At 62.6% G+C, this 17,587-nt stretch carries 17 protein-coding genes and 1 pseudogene; 10 read left to right on the top strand and 8 right to left on the bottom strand.

Annotated features, from left to right (window positions below; genetic code table 11):
• Positions 1–90: 90 nt before the first annotated feature.
• The 3 genes and pseudogenes from lepA to ASG25_RS23400 all read left to right on the top strand — a co-directional run bounded on the left by lepA (position 91) and on the right by ASG25_RS23400 (position 2,462).
• Positions 91–1,917 carry a translation elongation factor 4 gene (gene lepA / locus ASG25_RS07385; RefSeq protein ID WP_062471320.1) on the top strand — a complete coding sequence of 609 codons (1,827 nt, stop codon included), beginning with the start codon at positions 91–93 and terminating at the stop codon, positions 1,915–1,917.
• A 170-nt stretch (positions 1,918–2,087) separates the two neighbouring features.
• Positions 2,088–2,240: pseudogene (locus ASG25_RS23405) on the top strand (DUF1508 domain-containing protein); the annotation flags it as partial.
• A gap of 12 nt (positions 2,241–2,252) precedes the next feature.
• The gene (locus ASG25_RS23400; protein WP_062472372.1) at positions 2,253–2,462 is read left to right on the top strand and encodes a DUF1508 domain-containing protein; all 210 of its coding nucleotides are present in this window, start codon (positions 2,253–2,255) and stop codon (positions 2,460–2,462) included.
• Positions 2,463–2,697: 235 nt separating this feature from the next.
• Here the strand turns inward: ASG25_RS23400 and ASG25_RS07375 are convergent, their stop codons facing one another.
• The 3 genes from ASG25_RS07375 to ASG25_RS07365 all read right to left on the bottom strand — a co-directional run bounded on the left by ASG25_RS07375 (position 2,698) and on the right by ASG25_RS07365 (position 4,825).
• Positions 2,698–3,168, bottom strand: coding sequence for a GFA family protein (locus tag ASG25_RS07375; RefSeq protein WP_062471317.1), 471 nt, complete (start codon positions 3,166–3,168; stop codon positions 2,698–2,700).
• A 22-nt stretch (positions 3,169–3,190) separates the two neighbouring features.
• Positions 3,191–3,970: a pentapeptide repeat-containing protein gene (locus ASG25_RS07370; RefSeq protein WP_244479329.1), complete on the bottom strand. Its 780-nt coding sequence runs from the start codon at positions 3,968–3,970 to the stop codon at positions 3,191–3,193.
• Between the two features lie 96 nt (positions 3,971–4,066).
• A complete protein-coding gene (locus ASG25_RS07365; protein WP_062472367.1) occupies positions 4,067–4,825 on the bottom strand; it encodes a type 1 glutamine amidotransferase in 759 nt (252 codons plus the stop codon).
• Between the two features lie 177 nt (positions 4,826–5,002).
• Here ASG25_RS07365 and rbfA point away from each other — a divergent pair, with 177 nt between their 5' ends.
• The 6 genes from rbfA (at position 5,003) to ASG25_RS07335 (ending at position 12,580) form a co-directional block, all read left to right on the top strand.
• Positions 5,003–5,440, top strand: a complete 438-nt coding sequence (gene rbfA / locus ASG25_RS07360) for a 30S ribosome-binding factor RbfA (RefSeq protein WP_062471314.1) — start codon at positions 5,003–5,005, stop codon at positions 5,438–5,440.
• A 106-nt stretch (positions 5,441–5,546) separates the two neighbouring features.
• The gene (gene truB / locus ASG25_RS07355; RefSeq protein WP_062471311.1) at positions 5,547–6,482 is read left to right on the top strand and encodes a tRNA pseudouridine(55) synthase TruB; all 936 of its coding nucleotides are present in this window, start codon (positions 5,547–5,549) and stop codon (positions 6,480–6,482) included.
• A gap of 277 nt (positions 6,483–6,759) precedes the next feature.
• Positions 6,760–8,466, top strand: coding sequence for a sensor histidine kinase (locus ASG25_RS07350; protein ID WP_244479328.1), 1,707 nt, complete (start codon positions 6,760–6,762; stop codon positions 8,464–8,466).
• A 230-nt stretch (positions 8,467–8,696) separates the two neighbouring features.
• Positions 8,697–8,966 carry a 30S ribosomal protein S15 gene (gene rpsO / locus ASG25_RS07345; protein ID WP_062471308.1) on the top strand — a complete coding sequence of 90 codons (270 nt, stop codon included), beginning with the start codon at positions 8,697–8,699 and terminating at the stop codon, positions 8,964–8,966.
• Between the two features lie 293 nt (positions 8,967–9,259).
• Positions 9,260–11,392 carry a polyribonucleotide nucleotidyltransferase gene (gene pnp / locus ASG25_RS07340; protein WP_062471305.1) on the top strand — a complete coding sequence of 711 codons (2,133 nt, stop codon included), beginning with the start codon at positions 9,260–9,262 and terminating at the stop codon, positions 11,390–11,392.
• A 171-nt stretch (positions 11,393–11,563) separates the two neighbouring features.
• Positions 11,564–12,580, top strand: a complete 1,017-nt coding sequence (locus tag ASG25_RS07335) for a class I SAM-dependent methyltransferase (protein ID WP_062472361.1) — start codon at positions 11,564–11,566, stop codon at positions 12,578–12,580.
• A 91-nt stretch (positions 12,581–12,671) separates the two neighbouring features.
• Here ASG25_RS07335 and fabI read toward each other — a convergent pair whose 3' ends face one another.
• The 3 genes from fabI to fabA are packed head-to-tail and all read right to left on the bottom strand — an operon-like array spanning position 12,672 to position 15,278.
• Positions 12,672–13,478 (bottom strand): enoyl-ACP reductase FabI, encoded by an 807-nt coding sequence (gene fabI / locus ASG25_RS07330; RefSeq protein WP_062471302.1) that lies wholly within the window; start codon positions 13,476–13,478, stop codon positions 12,672–12,674.
• Between the two features lie 6 nt (positions 13,479–13,484).
• Positions 13,485–14,708: a beta-ketoacyl-ACP synthase I gene (gene fabB, locus ASG25_RS07325; protein WP_062472358.1), complete on the bottom strand. Its 1,224-nt coding sequence runs from the start codon at positions 14,706–14,708 to the stop codon at positions 13,485–13,487.
• 54 nt (positions 14,709–14,762) lie between these two features.
• Positions 14,763–15,278, bottom strand: coding sequence for a 3-hydroxyacyl-[acyl-carrier-protein] dehydratase FabA (gene fabA, locus ASG25_RS07320; protein WP_062471299.1), 516 nt, complete (start codon positions 15,276–15,278; stop codon positions 14,763–14,765).
• Between the two features lie 315 nt (positions 15,279–15,593).
• On the opposite strand from fabA, the gene irrA reads away from it, so the two are divergent.
• Complete coding sequence (gene irrA / locus ASG25_RS07315; RefSeq protein WP_062471296.1) at positions 15,594–16,013, top strand: iron response transcriptional regulator IrrA; 420 nt, start codon at positions 15,594–15,596, stop codon at positions 16,011–16,013.
• Positions 16,014–16,045: 32 nt separating this feature from the next.
• On the opposite strand, the gene ASG25_RS07310 is transcribed toward irrA, so the two are convergent.
• Both ASG25_RS07310 and ASG25_RS07305 read right to left on the bottom strand, forming a co-directional pair.
• Complete coding sequence (locus ASG25_RS07310) at positions 16,046–16,681, bottom strand: trimeric intracellular cation channel family protein (RefSeq protein ID WP_062471293.1); 636 nt, start codon at positions 16,679–16,681, stop codon at positions 16,046–16,048.
• The gene (locus ASG25_RS07305; RefSeq protein WP_062471288.1) at positions 16,678–17,478 is read right to left on the bottom strand and encodes a YdcF family protein; all 801 of its coding nucleotides are present in this window, start codon (positions 17,476–17,478) and stop codon (positions 16,678–16,680) included. The genes ASG25_RS07310 and ASG25_RS07305 overlap by 4 nt, the downstream gene beginning before the upstream one ends.
• Positions 17,479–17,587 lie beyond the last annotated feature (109 nt).

Here is a 17,587-nt window from a genome sequence, read left to right as displayed (position 1 = left end):
GCGCAAGCCGACGGATTTATGGTATCCGAATGCTGAAACGCCTGCATTTCCCGCTTTGCGCCCGTCGGGAGCGCTGCTATATGCGGGCGCATGAGCACACCATCCTCCAAGACGCCGCTGGATCATATCCGCAATTTCTCCATCGTCGCCCATATCGACCACGGCAAGTCGACGCTTGCCGACCGGCTGATACAGTCGACGGGTGGCCTTGCCGAGCGCGACATGTCCGAGCAGGTGCTGGACTCGATGGACATCGAGCGTGAGCGCGGCATCACCATCAAGGCCCAGACAGTGCGTCTGCACTACAAGGCCAACAATGGCGAAACCTACATCCTGAACCTCATCGACACCCCCGGCCATGTCGACTTCGCCTATGAAGTCTCCCGCTCGCTGTCGGCCTGCGAGGGTTCGTTGCTCGTGGTCGATGCAAGCCAGGGTGTCGAGGCGCAGACGCTCGCGAACGTCTACCAGGCGATCGACAACAACCACGAGATCGTCACGGTTCTCAACAAGATCGACCTGCCGGCCGCCGAGCCCGACCGCATCCGCGAGCAGATCGAAGAGGTTATCGGCATCGATGCGAGCCAGGCCGTCCTGATTTCGGCGAAGACGGGCCTCGGTATTCCCGACGTGCTTGAGGCCATCGTGCACCAATTGCCGGCACCCAAGAGCCCGGGCGGCGAAAAGGCACCCCTGAAGGCGCTGCTGGTCGACAGTTGGTACGACACCTATCTCGGCGTCATGGTTCTCGTCCGCGTCATCGACGGCGTGCTCTCCAAGGGGCAGACGATCCGCATGATGGGCACGGACGCCAAGTACCAGGTGGAACGCGTTGGTGTGCTCACGCCGAAGATGCTGGCGGTCGACAGTCTCGGACCGGGTGAGATCGGCTTCTTCACCGGCTCCATCAAGGAAGTGGCCGATACCCGCGTCGGTGACACCATTACCGAGGACAAGAAGCCGACTGCCGAGGCGCTCCCGGGCTTCAAGCCGGCGCAGCCGGTCGTGTTCTGCGGCCTCTTCCCCGTCGACGCTGCCGATTTCGAGGATCTGCGCTCTGCTATGGGCAAGCTGCGTCTCAACGATGCATCCTTCTCGTTCGAAATGGAAAGTTCGGCAGCGCTCGGCTTCGGCTTCCGCTGCGGCTTCCTCGGCCTGTTGCATCTCGAGATCATTCAGGAACGCCTCGAGCGGGAGTTCGACCTCGACCTGATCGCGACGGCGCCGTCGGTGGTCTATAGGCTGACCATGACAGACGGTTCGGAGCGCGAGCTCCACAACCCCGCCGACATGCCGGACCCGGTGCGGATCGCGGAAATCCAGGAACCCTGGATCAAGGCGACGATTCTTACGCCGGACGATTATCTCGGCGGCATTCTGAAGCTCTGCCAGGATCGCCGCGGCGTTCAGACCGAACTGACCTATGTCGGCAAGCGCGCCATGCTTACCTACGAGCTGCCGCTGAACGAAGTCGTGTTCGACTTCTACGACCGCCTGAAGTCCATTTCCAAGGGTTACGCCTCCTTCGACTATCATCTCGACGGCTACCGCGAGGGCAACCTCGTGAAAATGTCGATCATGGTCAATGGTGAGCCGGTCGATGCCCTGTCGATGCTGGTCCACCGCTCGGCTGCGGAGAAGCGCGGGCGCGACATGTGCGAGAAGCTGAAGGACCTGATCCCGCGACACATGTTCAAGATCCCGATCCAGGCGGCCATCGGCGGCAACGTCATCGCCCGCGAGACGATCTCGGCCATGCGCAAGGACGTGACGGCGAAGTGCTATGGCGGCGACGCCAGCCGCAAGCGCAAGCTGCTCGACAAGCAGAAGGCCGGCAAGAAGCGCATGCGGCAGTTCGGCAAGGTCGATATCCCACAGGAAGCCTTCATCGCCGCGTTGAAGATGAGCGACGAATAAGCGAGTCCCGCGCCATCTTCATCGATGTCAGGTATTCATGTTCTGGCATCGATGTGCTGGTGGGCGACGCTATGTCATTTGTTACAGTGCATTCCCGTCCTGCCGCTTTTGTTGTAGGTTTTTGCTGACGGACAAAAGCGCCCGCTTTTGGCCGAAGGGAGGGACATGACATGCACACGTTCAAGATCCTGAAAGCCGCCGGTGGTCAGTTTCGGGCCCAGTTTCTCTATAATGCTGAAGTGATGGTCTGGTCGGAGAACTATGCTTCGAAAGTCAGCGCCAGGAATTGCATCGACTCTATCAAGACGAATGCGCCGGGCGCATCCACCATCGATCTGACCAAGGACGAAACCGGATCCGGTTATCGGTTCGAGATCGTCGAGAACAAGGGCGGACAACACTTTGTCCGCTTCAGGGCGGCAAACGGCGAGCCTCTGGTCCAGTCGGAGGCCTATGCCGCGAAGGCCAGTGCCAAGACCTGCATCGAATCCATCAAGAAGAACGCGCCTGGCGCGCCGGTTGTGGATGAAACCGTAACAGCGTGACCGCGTTCGACGCGTCTTACTTCTTCCGGGCGTAGGGTCTCGTTCTCTCGCCCGGAGGCGGTGTGCGGACGCGCAGCCCGCCCGATATCTCGAGTTGATGGCAGCCTATACGGTGGCGGTCACAGAGATTGCAGCGGGTGTCCGCTTAGGAAACGGGAGCGTTTGCCGCCAAATCAAAACAGTGTCGGACGCGATTAAGGTCGCGCTCGACCTCCTGTTTGAAAAATTCGGATGATCATGCCGTTGTTTCCCTCGCTTGGTAGGCGGCGATGAGCCCAGGGAAAGCATCCATCGGCGGGAAGCGCTCGAAGCTGTGGGCGGCGCCCGTTCCGGCAAAGGCCAGCTTCTCGCAGGTATAGGTCTCGATGAAGGGACGATACCAGCTGAGGTCGTCCAGCATGGTCGCCCGAACATTGACCATGTCCGGCAGACTCTCGATCCGCGTGAACATCCAGCTCAGGCAGTGCGGACAGGCGAAATGGTGCAGCATATCGCCATGAAGACCGCCGATGACAGGTTCGCCCTCGGGAACGGAAAAGCCATGAGCAGGAATGGCGACGCTGAGCGAATAGGGCCCGGCGGTCATCTTCTGGCATCCCGTGCAATGGCATGCCATCGTCACGATCGGCTCTGCCGTGATGCGCAGACGGACCTTCCCGCAGCGACAAGCGCCCGTCAGGGGAAGATGCGGCAGGTTGCGCGTCATTTGCAGTCCTTTTTCGGTCGGATCAATCGTGCTTGCAGGGCCAGTTTGTCGGGGGCGTCAGTCCGGGGGGAAGTTTGGTCTTCGCATCGCCGCAGGCCAAGGCAACCTGCTCCTGCTTCAGGCCGGTTGCCGCGGAGAGATCCAGCCCTTCGATGCGCGTCAGGTAGAGAAACGCCTCGTCGAAGGCGATTGGACCCTTGAAGGTCGCACCTGTCAGCTTGGCCCGGGCAAGATTGGCAAGCGAGAACCGGGTACCGGTAATGTTTGATTTCGCGAAATTGACACGCGACAGTTCGGCCTTGCTGAAATCGGCTCCGGTCAGGTTCGCCTCCGTCAGGTTGGTCCGTTGCAACTCTGCGCCTGCAAACGACGCCCCGGCCGCCTTAATTCCCGACAGATTGGACCGATAGGCTTCGATCCGCGCAAAATTCGCCTTCTCTGCCGAGGCGCCGCTCAGCGAAGCCCGGATCAGCGTTGCCTTTTCGAGGTTTGCACCGCCCAGATCCGATCCACCGAGATCGGTGGCCGACAGATTTGCCCCGGCAAGAACCGCGTCGGTCAGCGTGCTGGATGGCAGCATGAGGTTGGCCTTGCTGCAGCCGCTCCAGTCGATCCCGGCATTCGGTGTCGCTTCGCAATCCGCAGCCGCGGCCGGACCTGCCGCGCCGGAGAAGCTGGCAAAAGCGATGCCTGCGCACAGGCCCGCAACCGGCAGGCCGACGCTCAGCAGCGTCCTGACGCGCGCATCGATCCGCGTGCGAACCGATAGGGTCGCGATCCGTCCGGCGGGGTTCGTCATCATTGCCTCCCGTGCCGGAATCCGGCGCGTCCTCCACGTCTTCATGATGAAGAGAATAAGAGGAAGGGCACCAGGCCGCAATGGTCGGCAGGCGTTTCGTCAGCTTTCAGAAACATTTCGCACGCCATGCATCCCTTCCGCCTGCCCGGATGGCGCGACGGCAATCGTATCGACCCAGGCGCGGGCGATCGCCAGGCCGGCTTTGTCGGACGCCGCCCCGAACCGTGCCTGGAGATCCGCGGAGCGGGAGAGCCAGTCCGGGTCGATCCGGTCGATCTGGTCCTTGTAGATCGTCTTCCAGGTATCGATCACAGCCGTTCCCGCCTCGACGTGAAACTGCATCCCGTAGCTCGCCCGGCCAATGCGGAAGGCCTGCAGGGGAACCGCTTCGTTCCACGCCAGACCGTCTGCTGCAGGCGGCAGCGTGAACGTGTCGGAATGCCACTGGAAGGCTGTAAAGCATGCACCGGCCGCTGAAAGGACCGGATCTGCGAGCCCCTCTGCCGTCAGCACGACCGGCTGCCACCCGAACTCCCGCGCCGTGCCGAGATGGTTGTCGGCACCGTGGGCCCGCGCCAGAAGCTGGCTGCCAAGGCAGATGCCGAGAACCGCCCGGTCCGTTTCGGTGAAGCGGCGCATCAGAAGGGCGAGGGCCGGAAGGTAGGGGTAGAGGTCGTCGTCGAGCGCGCTTTGCTCTCCACCGAGCACCACCATCGCATCGAACGGGTCACAATTGGCAGGCAAGGGATCGCCCGCATAGGCCTTGCGGATATCGAGGCGTGCACCGGCCTCCCTCAGCGCCACGCCGACCAGGCCGAGATCGGAATGGGGCATGTTTTCGATGACAAGGACGTGCATGGCGGCTCCGCTGGCTGGGTCTTTCAGGAAGAGATCATGGGCGGCTTTCCCGATCAAGAGGCGCGTCAAGGCCCGCATTTCCGGCACTTTCGCGCGGCAAGTCTTGACCTTCAGCCTCGAAAGAGGCATTGCACCGCCTCAATCGCGCCGACATCGGCGCTCGATATTGGATACATCATGGCCAAATCCACCTCTTCGGGCCGCACCCAGCGCATGCTGCGGGTCGGCGAACAAGTCCGCGCAGCCCTGGTCCAGGTTCTGCAGCGGGGAGAGGTGCGCGATCCTCTGATCGAGACCACCGTCATCTCCATCTCGGAAGTGCGCATGTCGACAGACCTGAAGGTGGCCACCGCCTATGTGACGCCGCTCGGCGTTGCCGATCACGACGGCATCATCGAGGCGCTGAACCGGCACGCGAAATTCCTTCGGGGTCGGCTGTCGCCGCACCTGCGCCAGATGAAGTACATGCCGGAAGTGCGTTTCAAGGACGATACGAGCTTCGACAACTACAGGAAGATCGACGAACTGCTGCGTTCGCCCGATGTCGCGCGCGATCTCGGCCCGAGCGATGCGACGGCGGAAGATCTCGGCGAGGACGAGGCGGACAGGCGATAGGACGCTTTGGCCGTTTCCCTCTCGCGGCAGAGTGGAGACGGATGCCTTATGATGCGAGATCCGAGCATCTCGATGAAACCGACACGAACAGTGGAACGATAAGACGATGGGTAAACCGCGCAAACCAAAAGGGCGGCCGGTCTCCGGCTGGCTGATTCTCGACAAGCCGCTGGACTTCGGATCGACGGAAGCCGTTTCGAAGGTAAAGTGGCTGTTCAAGGCGCAGAAGGCCGGCCATGCCGGAACGCTGGACCCGCTGGCCTCCGGCATGCTGCCGATCGCGCTCGGCGACGCCACCAAGACCGTGCCCTACGTCATGGATGGACGCAAGGTGTACGAATTCACCGTCGCATGGGGCGAGGAACGCACGACGGACGACCTCGAGGGCGACGTGGTGAAGACGTCCGACAGCCGCCCGAGCGAGGAGGCCGTGCGCGGTATTCTGGCCAACTATACCGGCGTGATTTCGCAGGTTCCCCCGCAGTTCTCGGCCATCAAGATCGCCGGCGAGCGCGCCTATGATCTGGCACGGGAAGGCGAGGTGCTCGACATCCCCGCGCGTGAGGTGGAAATCTTCCGTCTGTCTCTGCTTGGCTGCACGCCCAATCTGGCGCATTTCGAGATCGAATGCGGCAAGGGAACCTATGTTCGCTCGCTCGCGCGCGATTTCGGGCGTGACCTCGGCTGCTTCGGCCACATCGCCTCGCTGCGTCGTTCATTCGTCGCGCCGTTCGCCGAAGAGACGATGGTGCCGCTGTCAGAATTGACGGCGCTCGAATCCATCGAGAGCGACGAGGACCGCCTGGCCGCGCTCGATGCCTTCCTGATCGATACGGGAGAGGCGCTGTCGAACCTGCCGCATATCGCGATCTCCGAAGACCAGGCTCATCGCATCCGCATGGGCAATCCGATCATCCTGCGCGGTCGCGACGCACCGCTGGCCGAGGACGAGGCCTATGCCACCGTTCGGGGCCGGCTGGTTGCGATCGGGGAGATTGGCGAAGGCGAATTCCGCCCGAAGCGTGTCTTCAATGCCGACTGACACGCTCCACTGACCTGTGCCCCCATGACCCGCGCGGATCGGCGGCTTACCTACAGGCGAAATCTCGTGCCTTTTCAAACAGGGCCGAGGGTGGTCTAGTAAGGTGATTCGGGCGTCTGGCTCTTGGGCCGGATGCCCGACGTTCCGTGCGAGGGAGCGAGCCGGTTCCGGGAGGTCAAGTTCCGGAACAGGGTCGAAGGGCAGTGTCTCCGGCGCGTCCACAGGGATGCGCGACACTGCGGGGGCAACGTTCTTGGGTGGTGGGCTGAACAGAGGCTTGCGCCAACGCGTGACCAGCGGGCTTTCCAGCCTGCATATCCGTCTGCGCCGACCTCTTGCGGTCTATCTCGCAGCCCTTCTGCTGATGGCGATCATTCCCTCGTTCGTCTTCTCCCTGATGATCCTGAAGCGCAGCATGGACGACCAGGAACGCGTGGTCGACGCGCTCCTCAAGGCTTCGACCGGTTCGGTCACCCGCGCCGTCGAGCGCGAGGTGGACAACATGCTGACGACGCTGCGCGTGCTTGCCTCCTCCCGATCGCTTGAGAACGACGATCTCTCCGCCTTCTATCGGCGTGCGGCTTCGTCGCTTTCCGGTACGGGCATGCACCTCCTCATCATAGACCGGAGCTACCAGCAACGCGTCAACACGCGCGTTCCCTTCGGCAAGCCGCTCGGCCGCGCGTCCGATCCTCTCTCTGTCGATCGGGCGTTCCGAAGCGGTGTTCCCCTGGTGTCGCCGGTGTTTTTCGGGCGGACGGCCAAGACATGGGTCTTCAACGTCTATCTGCCGATCTTCGCGGCCCGGCGGGAAGACGACTATCTGATGACGCTGACGCGCGATGCCGTGTCTCTCGAGCGACCGATCGGGCGCGACGTCCTGTCGCCCGGCTGGAATGCCGCCATCATCGACGGTAAAGGCGATGTCGTCGCGGCCTCCGACCCCAAGGTGGAGCCGGGCAAGCCTTTCTTTCTCTCCATCGTTCCCTCCCTGCGCGTCGGCGTGGGCGAAGCCGAAGAACAGGGGATCCGCTATCGCACCGTGACGGAGTTCTCCATCCTCAGCGGCTGGAAGATCGTCGCCTGGGCGAAGGCCGCCGATGTCGATGCCACGGCGCGGCGCTCCTATGTCTGGCTCTCGGGCGGAGCACTGGTTTTCGCGCTGATCGCCCTGGCCATCTCGCTCGCCATCGCCAGAATGATGAGTCGCGGGGTTCGGCTGCTTGCGGCAGATGCCCGCCGGCTCGGGCAAGGCAAGCCGGTTGCCTTGCGGCATCATATGGTGGAGGAGGTGGCCGTCGTCTCGGCCGCTCTCTCGGACGCTGCCGAAGAGCGGGTGCGCGCCGAGGCCGAGATCCGGTTCCTGATGCGCGAGGTCGCCCACCGCTCCAAGAACCAGTTGAGCGTCATCCAGTCCATGCTGACCCAGTCCGCAACCTCGCTCGAAAGCCGGCAGGACTTCGTGGAAACGTTTAGGCGGCGCGTTGCCGGCCTCGCCCGCTCCACCGACCTGATGATCGCGAACGCGGCTCAAGGCATCGATATGGACGAGCTGGCGCACAACCAGCTCCAACCCTTCATTCCTGAAGGGTGCGATCGCTTCTCCTTCTCCGGTCCACCGGTGCGGCTGGACACGCAGGTATCGCAGATGCTCGGGATGGCGCTGCACGAACTGGCGACCAATGCCACCAAATACGGCGCCCTTGCGAATGCGCATGGTCGCGTCGACCTTTCGTGGAGACTCGACGGCGATACGTTTCGCCTCGTCTGGCGCGAAAGCCGCGCCGATATCGCTCCGGAGATGCGCACGCCCGGCCGCAAAGGGTTCGGAACGCTCGTGCTCGAGCGCATGCTCGGCATGTCGCTCGATGCGCGTCTGCAGCGCTTGATGCACGAGGACGGTATCGAATGGCAGGTAGAGATCGACAGCGCCCGGCTGAACAATCCGCCTCCGGAAGGCGGAAAGGGCACGGCGGCGGGTTGAGGCAGCATTGGCGGAGAAGGGGCCGCGAGCCCGCCGGAGGTAGGCCCGAGAATGGCCAGAGGACAGGGCCGGGACGGCGGGTCTTTCCTTTCCCTCACGAATGCTTTATAGGCACCGCCAGCATAAGGACGGGCTTTAACGTGCCTGTCTCCTTCTGCCTTCAAGGCCGCAGCTAGACGACATCCCGGCTGCCGGCGACCCGCAATCCTTAAAATCGAAAGGATCACACGATGTCGATCACTGCAGAACGCAAGGCAGATCTGATCAAGCAGTACGCAACCGCCGAAGGCGACACCGGTTCTCCGGAAGTCCAGGTGGCCATCCTGACCGAGCGGATCAACAACCTGACCGAACACTTCAAGGGCCACAAGAAGGACAACCACTCGCGTCGTGGCCTTCTCGCCATGGTTTCGAGCCGTCGTTCGCTTCTTGATTACCTCAAGAAGAAGGAAGAGGCCCGCTACACCAAGCTGATCACTTCCCTCGGCATCCGCCGTTAAGATCATTCCCGGCGGGCGGTGCTTCAAGGCGCTCGCCCGCCGGCCTCTTTTCCGGGTGCGGTCTTCCGTACCCCGCTTGAAAGTCCAAGAGCAGCCCGGACGTGCCGGACTGCAGAGCAACAGATGACCTGTCATGGGGCAGGATTGCAGGATGCTTCGAAGCCGAACCTTGCTTCGTGAACCCGGAAGCCTCCCGTTGTCTTGCCCGTGATACGTCGACCATGCAGGGCCGCCCGCGCCATATTCACAAAGGCCTGCGGCGCGGCCTTGCCGCACAAATGTTAGGACAAGATATGTTCGATACCCATAGCGTTGAAATCGAATGGGCAGGCCGCCCGCTGAAGCTTGAAACGGGCAAGATTGCCCGCCAGGCAGATGGTGCCGTCCTCGCCACCTACGGCGAAACCGTCGTTCTCGCCACCGTCGTTTCGGCCAAGTCGCCGAAGCCGGGCCAGGACTTCTTTCCGCTGACCGTCAACTACCAGGAAAAGACCTACGCCGCCGGCAAGATCCCGGGCGGCTACTTCAAGCGCGAAGGCCGTCCGTCGGAAAAGGAAACGCTCGTTTCCCGCCTGATCGACCGTCCGATCCGCCCGCTCTTCCCGGAAGGCTACAAGAACGACACGCAGGTCGTCGTGACCGTGGTCCAGCATGACCTTGAAAACGATCCGGACGTCCTGTCGATGGTGGCGGCTTCGGCCGCGCTGACGCTCTCCGGCGTTCCCTTCATGGGTCCGGTCGGCGGCGCGCGCGTCGGCTACATCAACGGCGAGTACGTCCTCAATCCGCATCTCGACGAGATGGACGAGTCGGTTCTCGATCTCGTCGTCGCCGGCACGCAGGACGCTGTCCTGATGGTCGAGTCCGAGGCCAAGGAACTCAACGAAGAGATCATGCTCGGCGCCGTGATGTTCGGCCACAAGGGCTTCCAGCCGGTGATCGACGCGATCATCAAGCTTGCGGAAGTTGCTGCCAAGGAGCCGCGCGAATTCGAACCGGAAGATCATTCCGCACTCGAAGGCGAGATGCTCCAGCATTTTGAAGCCGAACTGCGCGATGCCTACAAGATCACGCAGAAGGCCGACCGTTACAAGGCGGTCGATGCCGTCAAGGCTAAGGTCAAGGCGCACTTCTTCCCGGAAGGCGAAGAGGCCCGCTACACGAGCGAAGTCATCGGTGCTGTCTTCAAGCACCTTCAGGCCAAGATCGTCCGTTGGAACATTCTCGACACCAAGAGCCGCATCGATGGCCGTGATCTTGAGACCGTCCGCCCGATCGTCTCCGAAGTCGGCATCCTGCCGCGCACGCACGGTTCGGCCCTCTTTACCCGCGGCGAAACGCAGGCGATCGTCGTTGCCACGCTCGGCACCGGCGAAGACGAGCAGTACGTCGACAGCCTCACGGGCATGTACAAGGAGCGCTTCCTGCTCCATTACAACTTCCCGCCCTATTCCGTCGGCGAAACCGGCCGCATGGGCTCCCCGGGCCGCCGCGAAATCGGCCACGGCAAGCTTGCATGGCGCGCTATCCGTCCGATGCTCCCCAGCCCGGACCAGTTCCCCTACACGCTGCGTGTCGTCTCCGAGATCACCGAGTCCAACGGCTCGTCCTCGATGGCTACCGTCTGCGGCACGTCGCTCGCGCTGATGGATGCCGGCGTTCCTCTGGCCAAGCCGGTTGCCGGCATCGCCATGGGCCTCATCCTCGAAGGCGACCGTTTTGCGGTTCTTTCCGATATCCTGGGCGACGAAGACCAACTCGGTGACATGGACTTCAAGGTTGCAGGCACGGAAGCCGGCATCACGTCGCTGCAGATGGACATCAAGATCGCCGGTATCACCGAAGAGATCATGAAGGTCGCGCTCAGCCAGGCGCAGGGCGGTCGCAAGCACATCCTGAACGAGATGGCCAATGCCATCACCGAAGGCCGGAGCCAGCTCGGCGAATTTGCACCCCGCATCGAAGTCATGCAGATCCCGGTCGACAAGATCCGGGAAGTCATCGGCTCGGGCGGCAAGGTCATCCGCGAGATCGTCGAGAAGACCGGCGCCAAGGTCAACATCGAGGATGACGGCACGATCAAGATCGCATCGTCGTCCGGCAAGGAAATCGAAGCGGCCCGCAAGTGGATCCATTCGATTGTTGCGGAACCGGAAGTCGGCCAGGTCTATGAAGGGACCGTTGTGAAGACCGCCGATTTCGGCGCCTTCGTCAACTTCTTCGGCCCGCGTGACGGCCTCGTCCATATCTCGCAGCTTGCTTCCGAGCGCGTTGCCAAGACCTCCGACGTCGTCAAGGAAGGCGACAAGGTCTGGGTCAAGCTGATGGGCTTCGACGAGCGCGGCAAGGTGCGCCTGTCCATGAAGGTCGTCGACCAGGCAACCGGCAAGGAAATCAGCGAAAAAGGTGGCGAAGCCGCCGAATAAGGCGCGCCGCCGAACCAAGACAGCAAGGGCGCGGGGCGTTGATCGCTCCGCGCCCTTCTTGCATGATCACGATAGCCGCACGCGACGCGGTACCGAACCGAACACCGCCGATCCGACATGGGGATCGGCACGACGCGCAGCCGCAAGAGGCTGCTGAAGAGGCAACACGCAATGACGAGCGACAAGGTCAAGACCCTGTTCCATCCTTTCGACAGCGGCGTGCTGTCGGCGCCGGGCGCAGGCGAGCGCGTGCTCTTCCTGGCAGCCGAGGCGGGCTACCGGCTGCCGGAAGGCTTCGACGCCGAGCTGGTCTGCGTACAGCCGAACCGCCCGCTCTATCGCGCACTGGTCTCTGCCGGTGCGAACGTCACGCCCTTCGTGGAAGGCGATGACTACGCCGCGACGCTGATCCTTTGCGGAAAGCATCGCGGCGAGAATGAGAATCGCATTGCCGAGGCGCTGAAGCGCACCCGCATCGGCGGGCTCATCGTCGTGGCCGGCACCAAGGAAGACGGCATCCAGTCGCTGCGCAAGCGCTTCAACGCGCTGGAGTGGGGCGGCGACAGCATGCCGAAATACCACGGCGTTGTCTTCTGGTTCGCGCGCCCCGAAGATGCCACGGCCGAGATCGAGCGCTTCGCTTCGACTGCTGTTCGCGTCGAAGGGCGCTTCGATGCGGCCCCGGGGATGTTCTCGCATGACCGGATCGATGGTGGCTCGGAGCTGTTGGCCTCGCGCCTGCCGGCCGATTTTTCCGGCCACGCTGCCGATTTCGGCGCCGGCTGGGGCTATCTCTCGGTCATGCTCGCCGAACGCGCGCCTGGCATCAAGGGCATCGATCTGTTCGAGGCCGACTATCACGCGCTGGAGGCTGCCCGTGGCAACCTGAAGGCCAACGCACCGAAGGTGCCGACGCGCTTCCATTGGCAGGATCTGACGCAGGAAGCCCCGCGCGATCACTACGACCTCATCGTGATGAACCCGCCCTTCCACGAGACCCAGGCCGCCGACCCCGCGCTCGGCGCCGCCATGATCGCCATGGCAGCCAAATCACTCAAGGCGGGTGGACGCCTCATGCTGGTTGCCAACCGCGGCCTCCCCTATGAGCCGACAATGAACGCAACCTTCAAGGAATGGGGCGAAACCTGCCGCAACGCCCGCTTCAAGATCCTCTGGGGCCGCAAGTAGCGTTTCGGTCTCCCCGTTGTTTCCATGCAAAAGGCGCCGCGATGATCTCGCGGCGCCTTTTGCATGTGGAGACGGAAAGGGGCAGGGCCGACTATTCTCCGTCCGCATTCCGCAATGTTTCCAGCACCGGCATCGACGTGATGTTGTAGCCGGAATCCACATAGTGGATCTCGCCGGTCACGCCGGATGCGAGCTCTGAGAGAAGGTAGAGAGCCGAATTGCCGACGTCGTCGATGGTCACGGTGCGGCGGAGCGGCGCGTTCTTCTGGTTCCAGGAGAGCATGGCGCGCGCGTCCGAGATGCCGGCGCCGGCAAGGGTACGGATCGGCCCGGCGGAAATGGCGTTGACGCGGATGCCGCGGGGACCATAGTCGGCCGCGAGGTAGCGGACGGATGCTTCGAGCGCAGCCTTGGCAACGCCCATCACGTTGTAATTCGGCATGACCCGCACGGAGCCGCCGTAGGTCAAGGTCAGCATCGCACCACCCTCCGTCATCAACTCGGCCGCGCGGCGCGCGATTTCGGTGAAGGAGAAACAGGAAATGACCATGGTCCGGCTGAAGTTCTCACGGCTCGTATCGGCGTAAAGACCTTTCAGCTCGTTCTTGTCGGAGAAGCCGATGGCATGGACGATGAAGTCGAGACGGCCCCAGCGCTCCCTCAGGGTCTCGATCACCGTGTCGACGGAGGCGAGGTCCTCAACGTCGCAAGGAAGCAGCAGATCCGAATTCAGCTGTGCCGCCAGCGGCTTGACGCGCTTGCCGAGGGCTTCGCCCTGATAGGTGAAGGCCAGTTCTGCCCCTGCGCGCGACAATGCCTGGGAAATGCCCCAGGCGATTGAATGGCTGTTGGCGACACCCATGATGAGGCCGCGCTTCCCTGACATCAGACCGGTCATGGCGGCTTACCCGTTGTAACGCTGGAAGACGAGGGTCGCATTGGTGCCGCCGAAGCCGAACGAGTTCGACAGGACCGTATCGATCTTGGCATCGTCGATCCGCTTGCGCACGATCGGCACCCCGTCGAACTCCGGGTCGAGTTCGGTGATATGCGCGCTTTCGCCGATAAAGCGTTCCTGCATCATGAGCAGCGCATAGATCGATTCCTGAACGCCGGCCGCACCCAGGGAGTGGCCCGTCAGCGACTTGGTCGACTGCACGGCCGGGATCTTCGACCCGAAGACTTCGCGGATCGCGCCGATCTCCTTGCTGTCGCCGACCGGCGTCGAGGTGCCGTGCGTATTGATATAGTCGATGTCGGTCTTCACTGTTGCCAGTGCCTGACGCATGCAGCGGATCGCGCCTTCTCCGGACGGAGCCACCATGTCGTAGCCGTCGGACGTTGCACCATAGCCGGTCAGCTCGGCATAGATCTTGGCGCCGCGGGCCTTGGCATGTTCCAGCTCTTCGAGCACCAGAACGCCCGCACCGCCGGCGATGACGAAGCCGTCGCGGGAAACGTCATAGGCGCGGGATGCCGTCGACGGCGTGTCGTTGTATTTCGACGACATGGCGCCCATGGCATCGAACAGGTTCGACATCGTCCAGTCGAGATCCTCGTGGCCGCCCGCGAACATGATGTCCTGCTTGCCCCACTGGATCATTTCCGCCGCGTTCCCGATGCAGTGCGCGGATGTGGAGCAGGCCGAGGAGATCGAATAGTTGACGCCGTGAATCTTGAACCAGGTGGCAAGCGTTGCCGAAGCGGTCGAAGACATGGCCTTCGGCACGGCGAACGGACCGATGCGCTTCGGGCTGTTGTTCTTGCGGGTGATGTCGGCTGCCTCGATCAGCGTCCGGGTGGATGGCCCGCCGGAGCCCATGATGATGCCGGTGCGCTCGTTGCCCGAGATATCGCTGTCTTCGAGACCCGAATCGGCAATCGCCTGCTTCATCGCGACGTGGTTCCAGGCGCCCCCTTGCGACAGAAAACGCGCCGCGCGGCGATCGACCAGATCCGTCGTGTCCAGATCGGGGGAACCCCAGACCTGGCAACGAAATCCGTGTTCAGCGAAATCGTTGGAAAAGCTGATACCGGAGCGCGCATCGCGCAACGATGCCGTAACCGCTTCGGCGTCGTTCCCGATGGAGGAAACGATACCAAGACCCGTGACAACAACCCGTCTCATCTCGATGACCTTTTCTTGAAGTGAATTGGAGAAAGCGCCTGCCACCCCGAGGGATCAGGCCGCCTTTTCCTTCGACAGGCCGACGCGAAGGTCCGTTGCCTGGTAGATGGTTTCTCCGTCGGCCTTCAGCCAGCCGTCCGCGATGCCGAGCACCAGGCGTCCGCGCATCACGCGCTTGAAGTCGATGCCGTATTCCAGAAGCTTGGTGTCGGGGAGAACCATGCCCTTGAACTTGACCTCTCCGGTCGACAGCGCCATGCCGCGACCGGGCTCGCCAAGCCAGCCGAGGAAGAAGCCCGTCAGCTGCCACATGCCGTCGAGGCCGAGGCAACCGGGCATGATCGGGTTGCCGGGAAAGTGACAGGGAAAGTACCAGTCATCCGGCTTCACGTCATACGCAGCCCGGATATAGCCCTTGTCGAAAACGCCGCCGGTTTCGGAGATGTCCGTGATCCGATGGACCATCAGCATCGGCGGAAGCGGCAGTTGCGCATTGCCGGGGCCGAACAGTTCGCCCCGCGCGCAACGCAGGATGTCGTCGTAGCCGTAGCTGGATTGTCTGGTCGTCATGAACGTCTGGTGTCTCCGCCAAGGTGTCTTGTCTGCCCGGTCGGGACCGGGTCTTGCTCTTGCCAAGCCCGCAGGCTCGGACCAATGCAGTCTTCGTCCGATGCCACGCCGGAGGTTCCGGCTTTGGCCCATATCCGCAGTCGCATAGCGCATGATACCGGAAACAACCAGTAGCAATTGCCATCTCGCGCCTTTTTCGGGCCCTTTTCTGCCCGTGGACCCCGATGGCAGCTTAATGTGTATTGAAAGCATGGCCAACCAAAGTTATATCGACACGAATACTCAACTTAACAAGAGCTGACCGGACCAGTCTGCATGACGATGGAAACAGGAATGAGGCCCGACGACCGCTTGCGCCGCTTTGGCCTCAGGCCGACGCGTCAGCGCGTGGCGCTTGCCGACCTCCTGTTTGCCAAGGGCGACCGGCACCTCACGGTTGAGGAACTGCACGAGGAGGCCGTAACCGTTGGCGTACCCGTGTCACTTGCGACCGTCTACAACACGCTGCACCAGTTTACCGAAGCGGGCATGATCCGCGTTCTCTCCGTCGAGGGTGCGCGTACATATTTCGACACCAACGTCTCCGATCACCACCACTTTTTCGTGGAGGGCGCGAACCAGGTGCTCGATATTCCGGTCAACAACATCACGATCGGCAATCTTCCGGAACCGCCGGAGGGCATGGAGATTTCCCATGTCGATGTTGTGATCCGGCTCAAGCCGAAGCAACGCTGAACCCTTTCCGTCTGCGTCTGTAACGCGTCTTCTCAGAGCACGTCGTCCGGGTTTCGGCCTGGGCCTGCCTTGCCCGTGGGCAGCGTCCAGCCGAATTTCAGCGCTCCGCCGCGCACCACGAAGGCAGAGACGATGCCGAGCGCGGATGCGACGAGCAAGGGCAGGCCGACAAGGGTTGCGAGCGTAAACATGGCGGAGCCGGTCAGCGCGGCCGTGACGTAGATTTCCGGACGCAGGAGCACAGAGGGTTCTCCCGCAAGCAGATCGCGCAGGATTCCGCCGAACGTTGCCGTCAACATGCCGGTGACGAGTGCCACGACGGGGGACCCCGTTGCCGAAAGCCCTTTGGCTGCCCCCATGACGCAATAGGCCGACAGCCCGATCGCATCGAGCCAGACGAGCGCGCGATACCGCGAATCGAGCCGGTGCGAGAACAGGAAGAGCGCAACGCCGACGGTCGCGCAGATGATGAGATAGAGCGGGTTCTTGATCCAGAAAACGGGCGTCGCCCCCAGGATGACATCGCGAAGCGTGCCCCCGCCGATGCCGGTGATGGAGGCAAGGAAGACATAGCCGATGATGTCCAGCTGTTTTCGAGACGCGGACAAGGCGCCGGTTGCAGCGAAAACGGCGACGCCGGAATAGTCGAGCAGATCGAGAATGGTCATGGGCGTTCCACGGACGGGAAGAGGGTGGAAGTGCGACCCGTCAAGGCGTAGGCCAGCAGGCCGATCCACTCGCGCACGGCCGTCGTCGTCAGCTGAGCATTGAGCGCCGGCTGCGTGAGGTCGAGACCGAAGCTTGCCTTGCCCGTCGTGCGGTAGTCCGTCGCCCAGGGTATGACGGCAATGTCGAGATTGCGGAACAGGCCAACGGCGCGCGGCATGTGGAAGGCTGATGTGATCAGGAGGCAGTTCGACAAGCCCTTCTGAGCCAGCAGTGTCTTGGTGTTCGCTGCATTCTCGAAGGTGGTGCGCGAACCGTCTTCCCGGATCAGGCGATCGAGGGGAATGCCAAACGCCGGAAAGAAACGTGCTGCGGCATCGGCGTCGCCTTCAAAGCTTCCGCTCAAGGAACCATCGCCGCCCGACACGAGAATGCGCGCACCCGGCACTAGCCGGGCAATCCGCAGAGCCTCCACGAAGCGGTCGGCCGCCTGATTGAATTCGAAGCCGCCGCGCGTGGCCATCACCTCGTTCTCGAACGCGCCGCCGAGGACGATCAGGCAGGAGATATCTGCGGGAAGAGCGGGCGGGCGGGGAAATCGGTCTTCCAATCTCTGCAACAGCACGCTGCCTGTCGTCGTGAACAGGGTGACGCAGAGAATGACGGTCGAAAGTCCCGAAAGCACGAGGCCCAACCTCTGAAACCCGGCAGCGGTGGAGATGCACCCGGACAGCACGAGCGCAAAGGCAAGCGACAGGGGCTGGGCCAGCAGCCAGAAAATCTTGGAGATGAGAAACATGGGTGGGGCACGCGGGGTTCTGGGATCGATGGGCGACCATAGACGTGGGCCTTGCCCGGAAGCAACCGGCGCGATGACGTGAACAGGGATCGCGCTTGTGCAGAGATGC

The sequence above is a fragment of the Rhizobium sp. Leaf384 genome, assembly GCF_001424065.1.
Lineage (GTDB): Bacteria > Pseudomonadota > Alphaproteobacteria > Rhizobiales > Rhizobiaceae > Ferranicluibacter.
The sequence above is the reverse complement of the archived record's forward strand: the minus strand, read 5'-3'. Positions and strand labels throughout refer to the sequence as shown.

Bases quoted from the DNA above. Each gene is read 5' to 3' on its own strand.
- lepA (WP_062471320.1), top strand. From the start codon at position 91: ATGAGCACACCATCCTCCAAGACGCCGCTGGATCATATCCGCAATTTC.
- ASG25_RS07375 (WP_062471317.1), bottom strand. From the start codon at position 3,168: ATGACGCGCAACCTGCCGCATCTTCCCCTGACGGGCGCTTGTCGCTGC.
- ASG25_RS07370 (WP_244479329.1), bottom strand. From the start codon at position 3,970: ATGATGACGAACCCCGCCGGACGGATCGCGACCCTATCGGTTCGCACG.
- ASG25_RS07365 (WP_062472367.1), bottom strand. From the start codon at position 4,825: ATGCACGTCCTTGTCATCGAAAACATGCCCCATTCCGATCTCGGCCTG.
- rbfA (WP_062471314.1), top strand. From the start codon at position 5,003: ATGGCCAAATCCACCTCTTCGGGCCGCACCCAGCGCATGCTGCGGGTC.
- truB (WP_062471311.1), top strand. From the start codon at position 5,547: ATGGGTAAACCGCGCAAACCAAAAGGGCGGCCGGTCTCCGGCTGGCTG.
- rpsO (WP_062471308.1), top strand. From the start codon at position 8,697: ATGTCGATCACTGCAGAACGCAAGGCAGATCTGATCAAGCAGTACGCA.
- pnp (WP_062471305.1), top strand. From the start codon at position 9,260: ATGTTCGATACCCATAGCGTTGAAATCGAATGGGCAGGCCGCCCGCTG.
- ASG25_RS07335 (WP_062472361.1), top strand. From the start codon at position 11,564: ATGACGAGCGACAAGGTCAAGACCCTGTTCCATCCTTTCGACAGCGGC.
- fabI (WP_062471302.1), bottom strand. From the start codon at position 13,478: ATGACCGGTCTGATGTCAGGGAAGCGCGGCCTCATCATGGGTGTCGCC.
- fabB (WP_062472358.1), bottom strand. From the start codon at position 14,708: ATGAGACGGGTTGTTGTCACGGGTCTTGGTATCGTTTCCTCCATCGGG.
- fabA (WP_062471299.1), bottom strand. From the start codon at position 15,278: ATGACGACCAGACAATCCAGCTACGGCTACGACGACATCCTGCGTTGC.
- irrA (WP_062471296.1), top strand. From the start codon at position 15,594: ATGACGATGGAAACAGGAATGAGGCCCGACGACCGCTTGCGCCGCTTT.
- ASG25_RS07310 (WP_062471293.1), bottom strand. From the start codon at position 16,681: ATGACCATTCTCGATCTGCTCGACTATTCCGGCGTCGCCGTTTTCGCT.
- ASG25_RS07305 (WP_062471288.1), bottom strand. From the start codon at position 17,478: ATGTTTCTCATCTCCAAGATTTTCTGGCTGCTGGCCCAGCCCCTGTCG.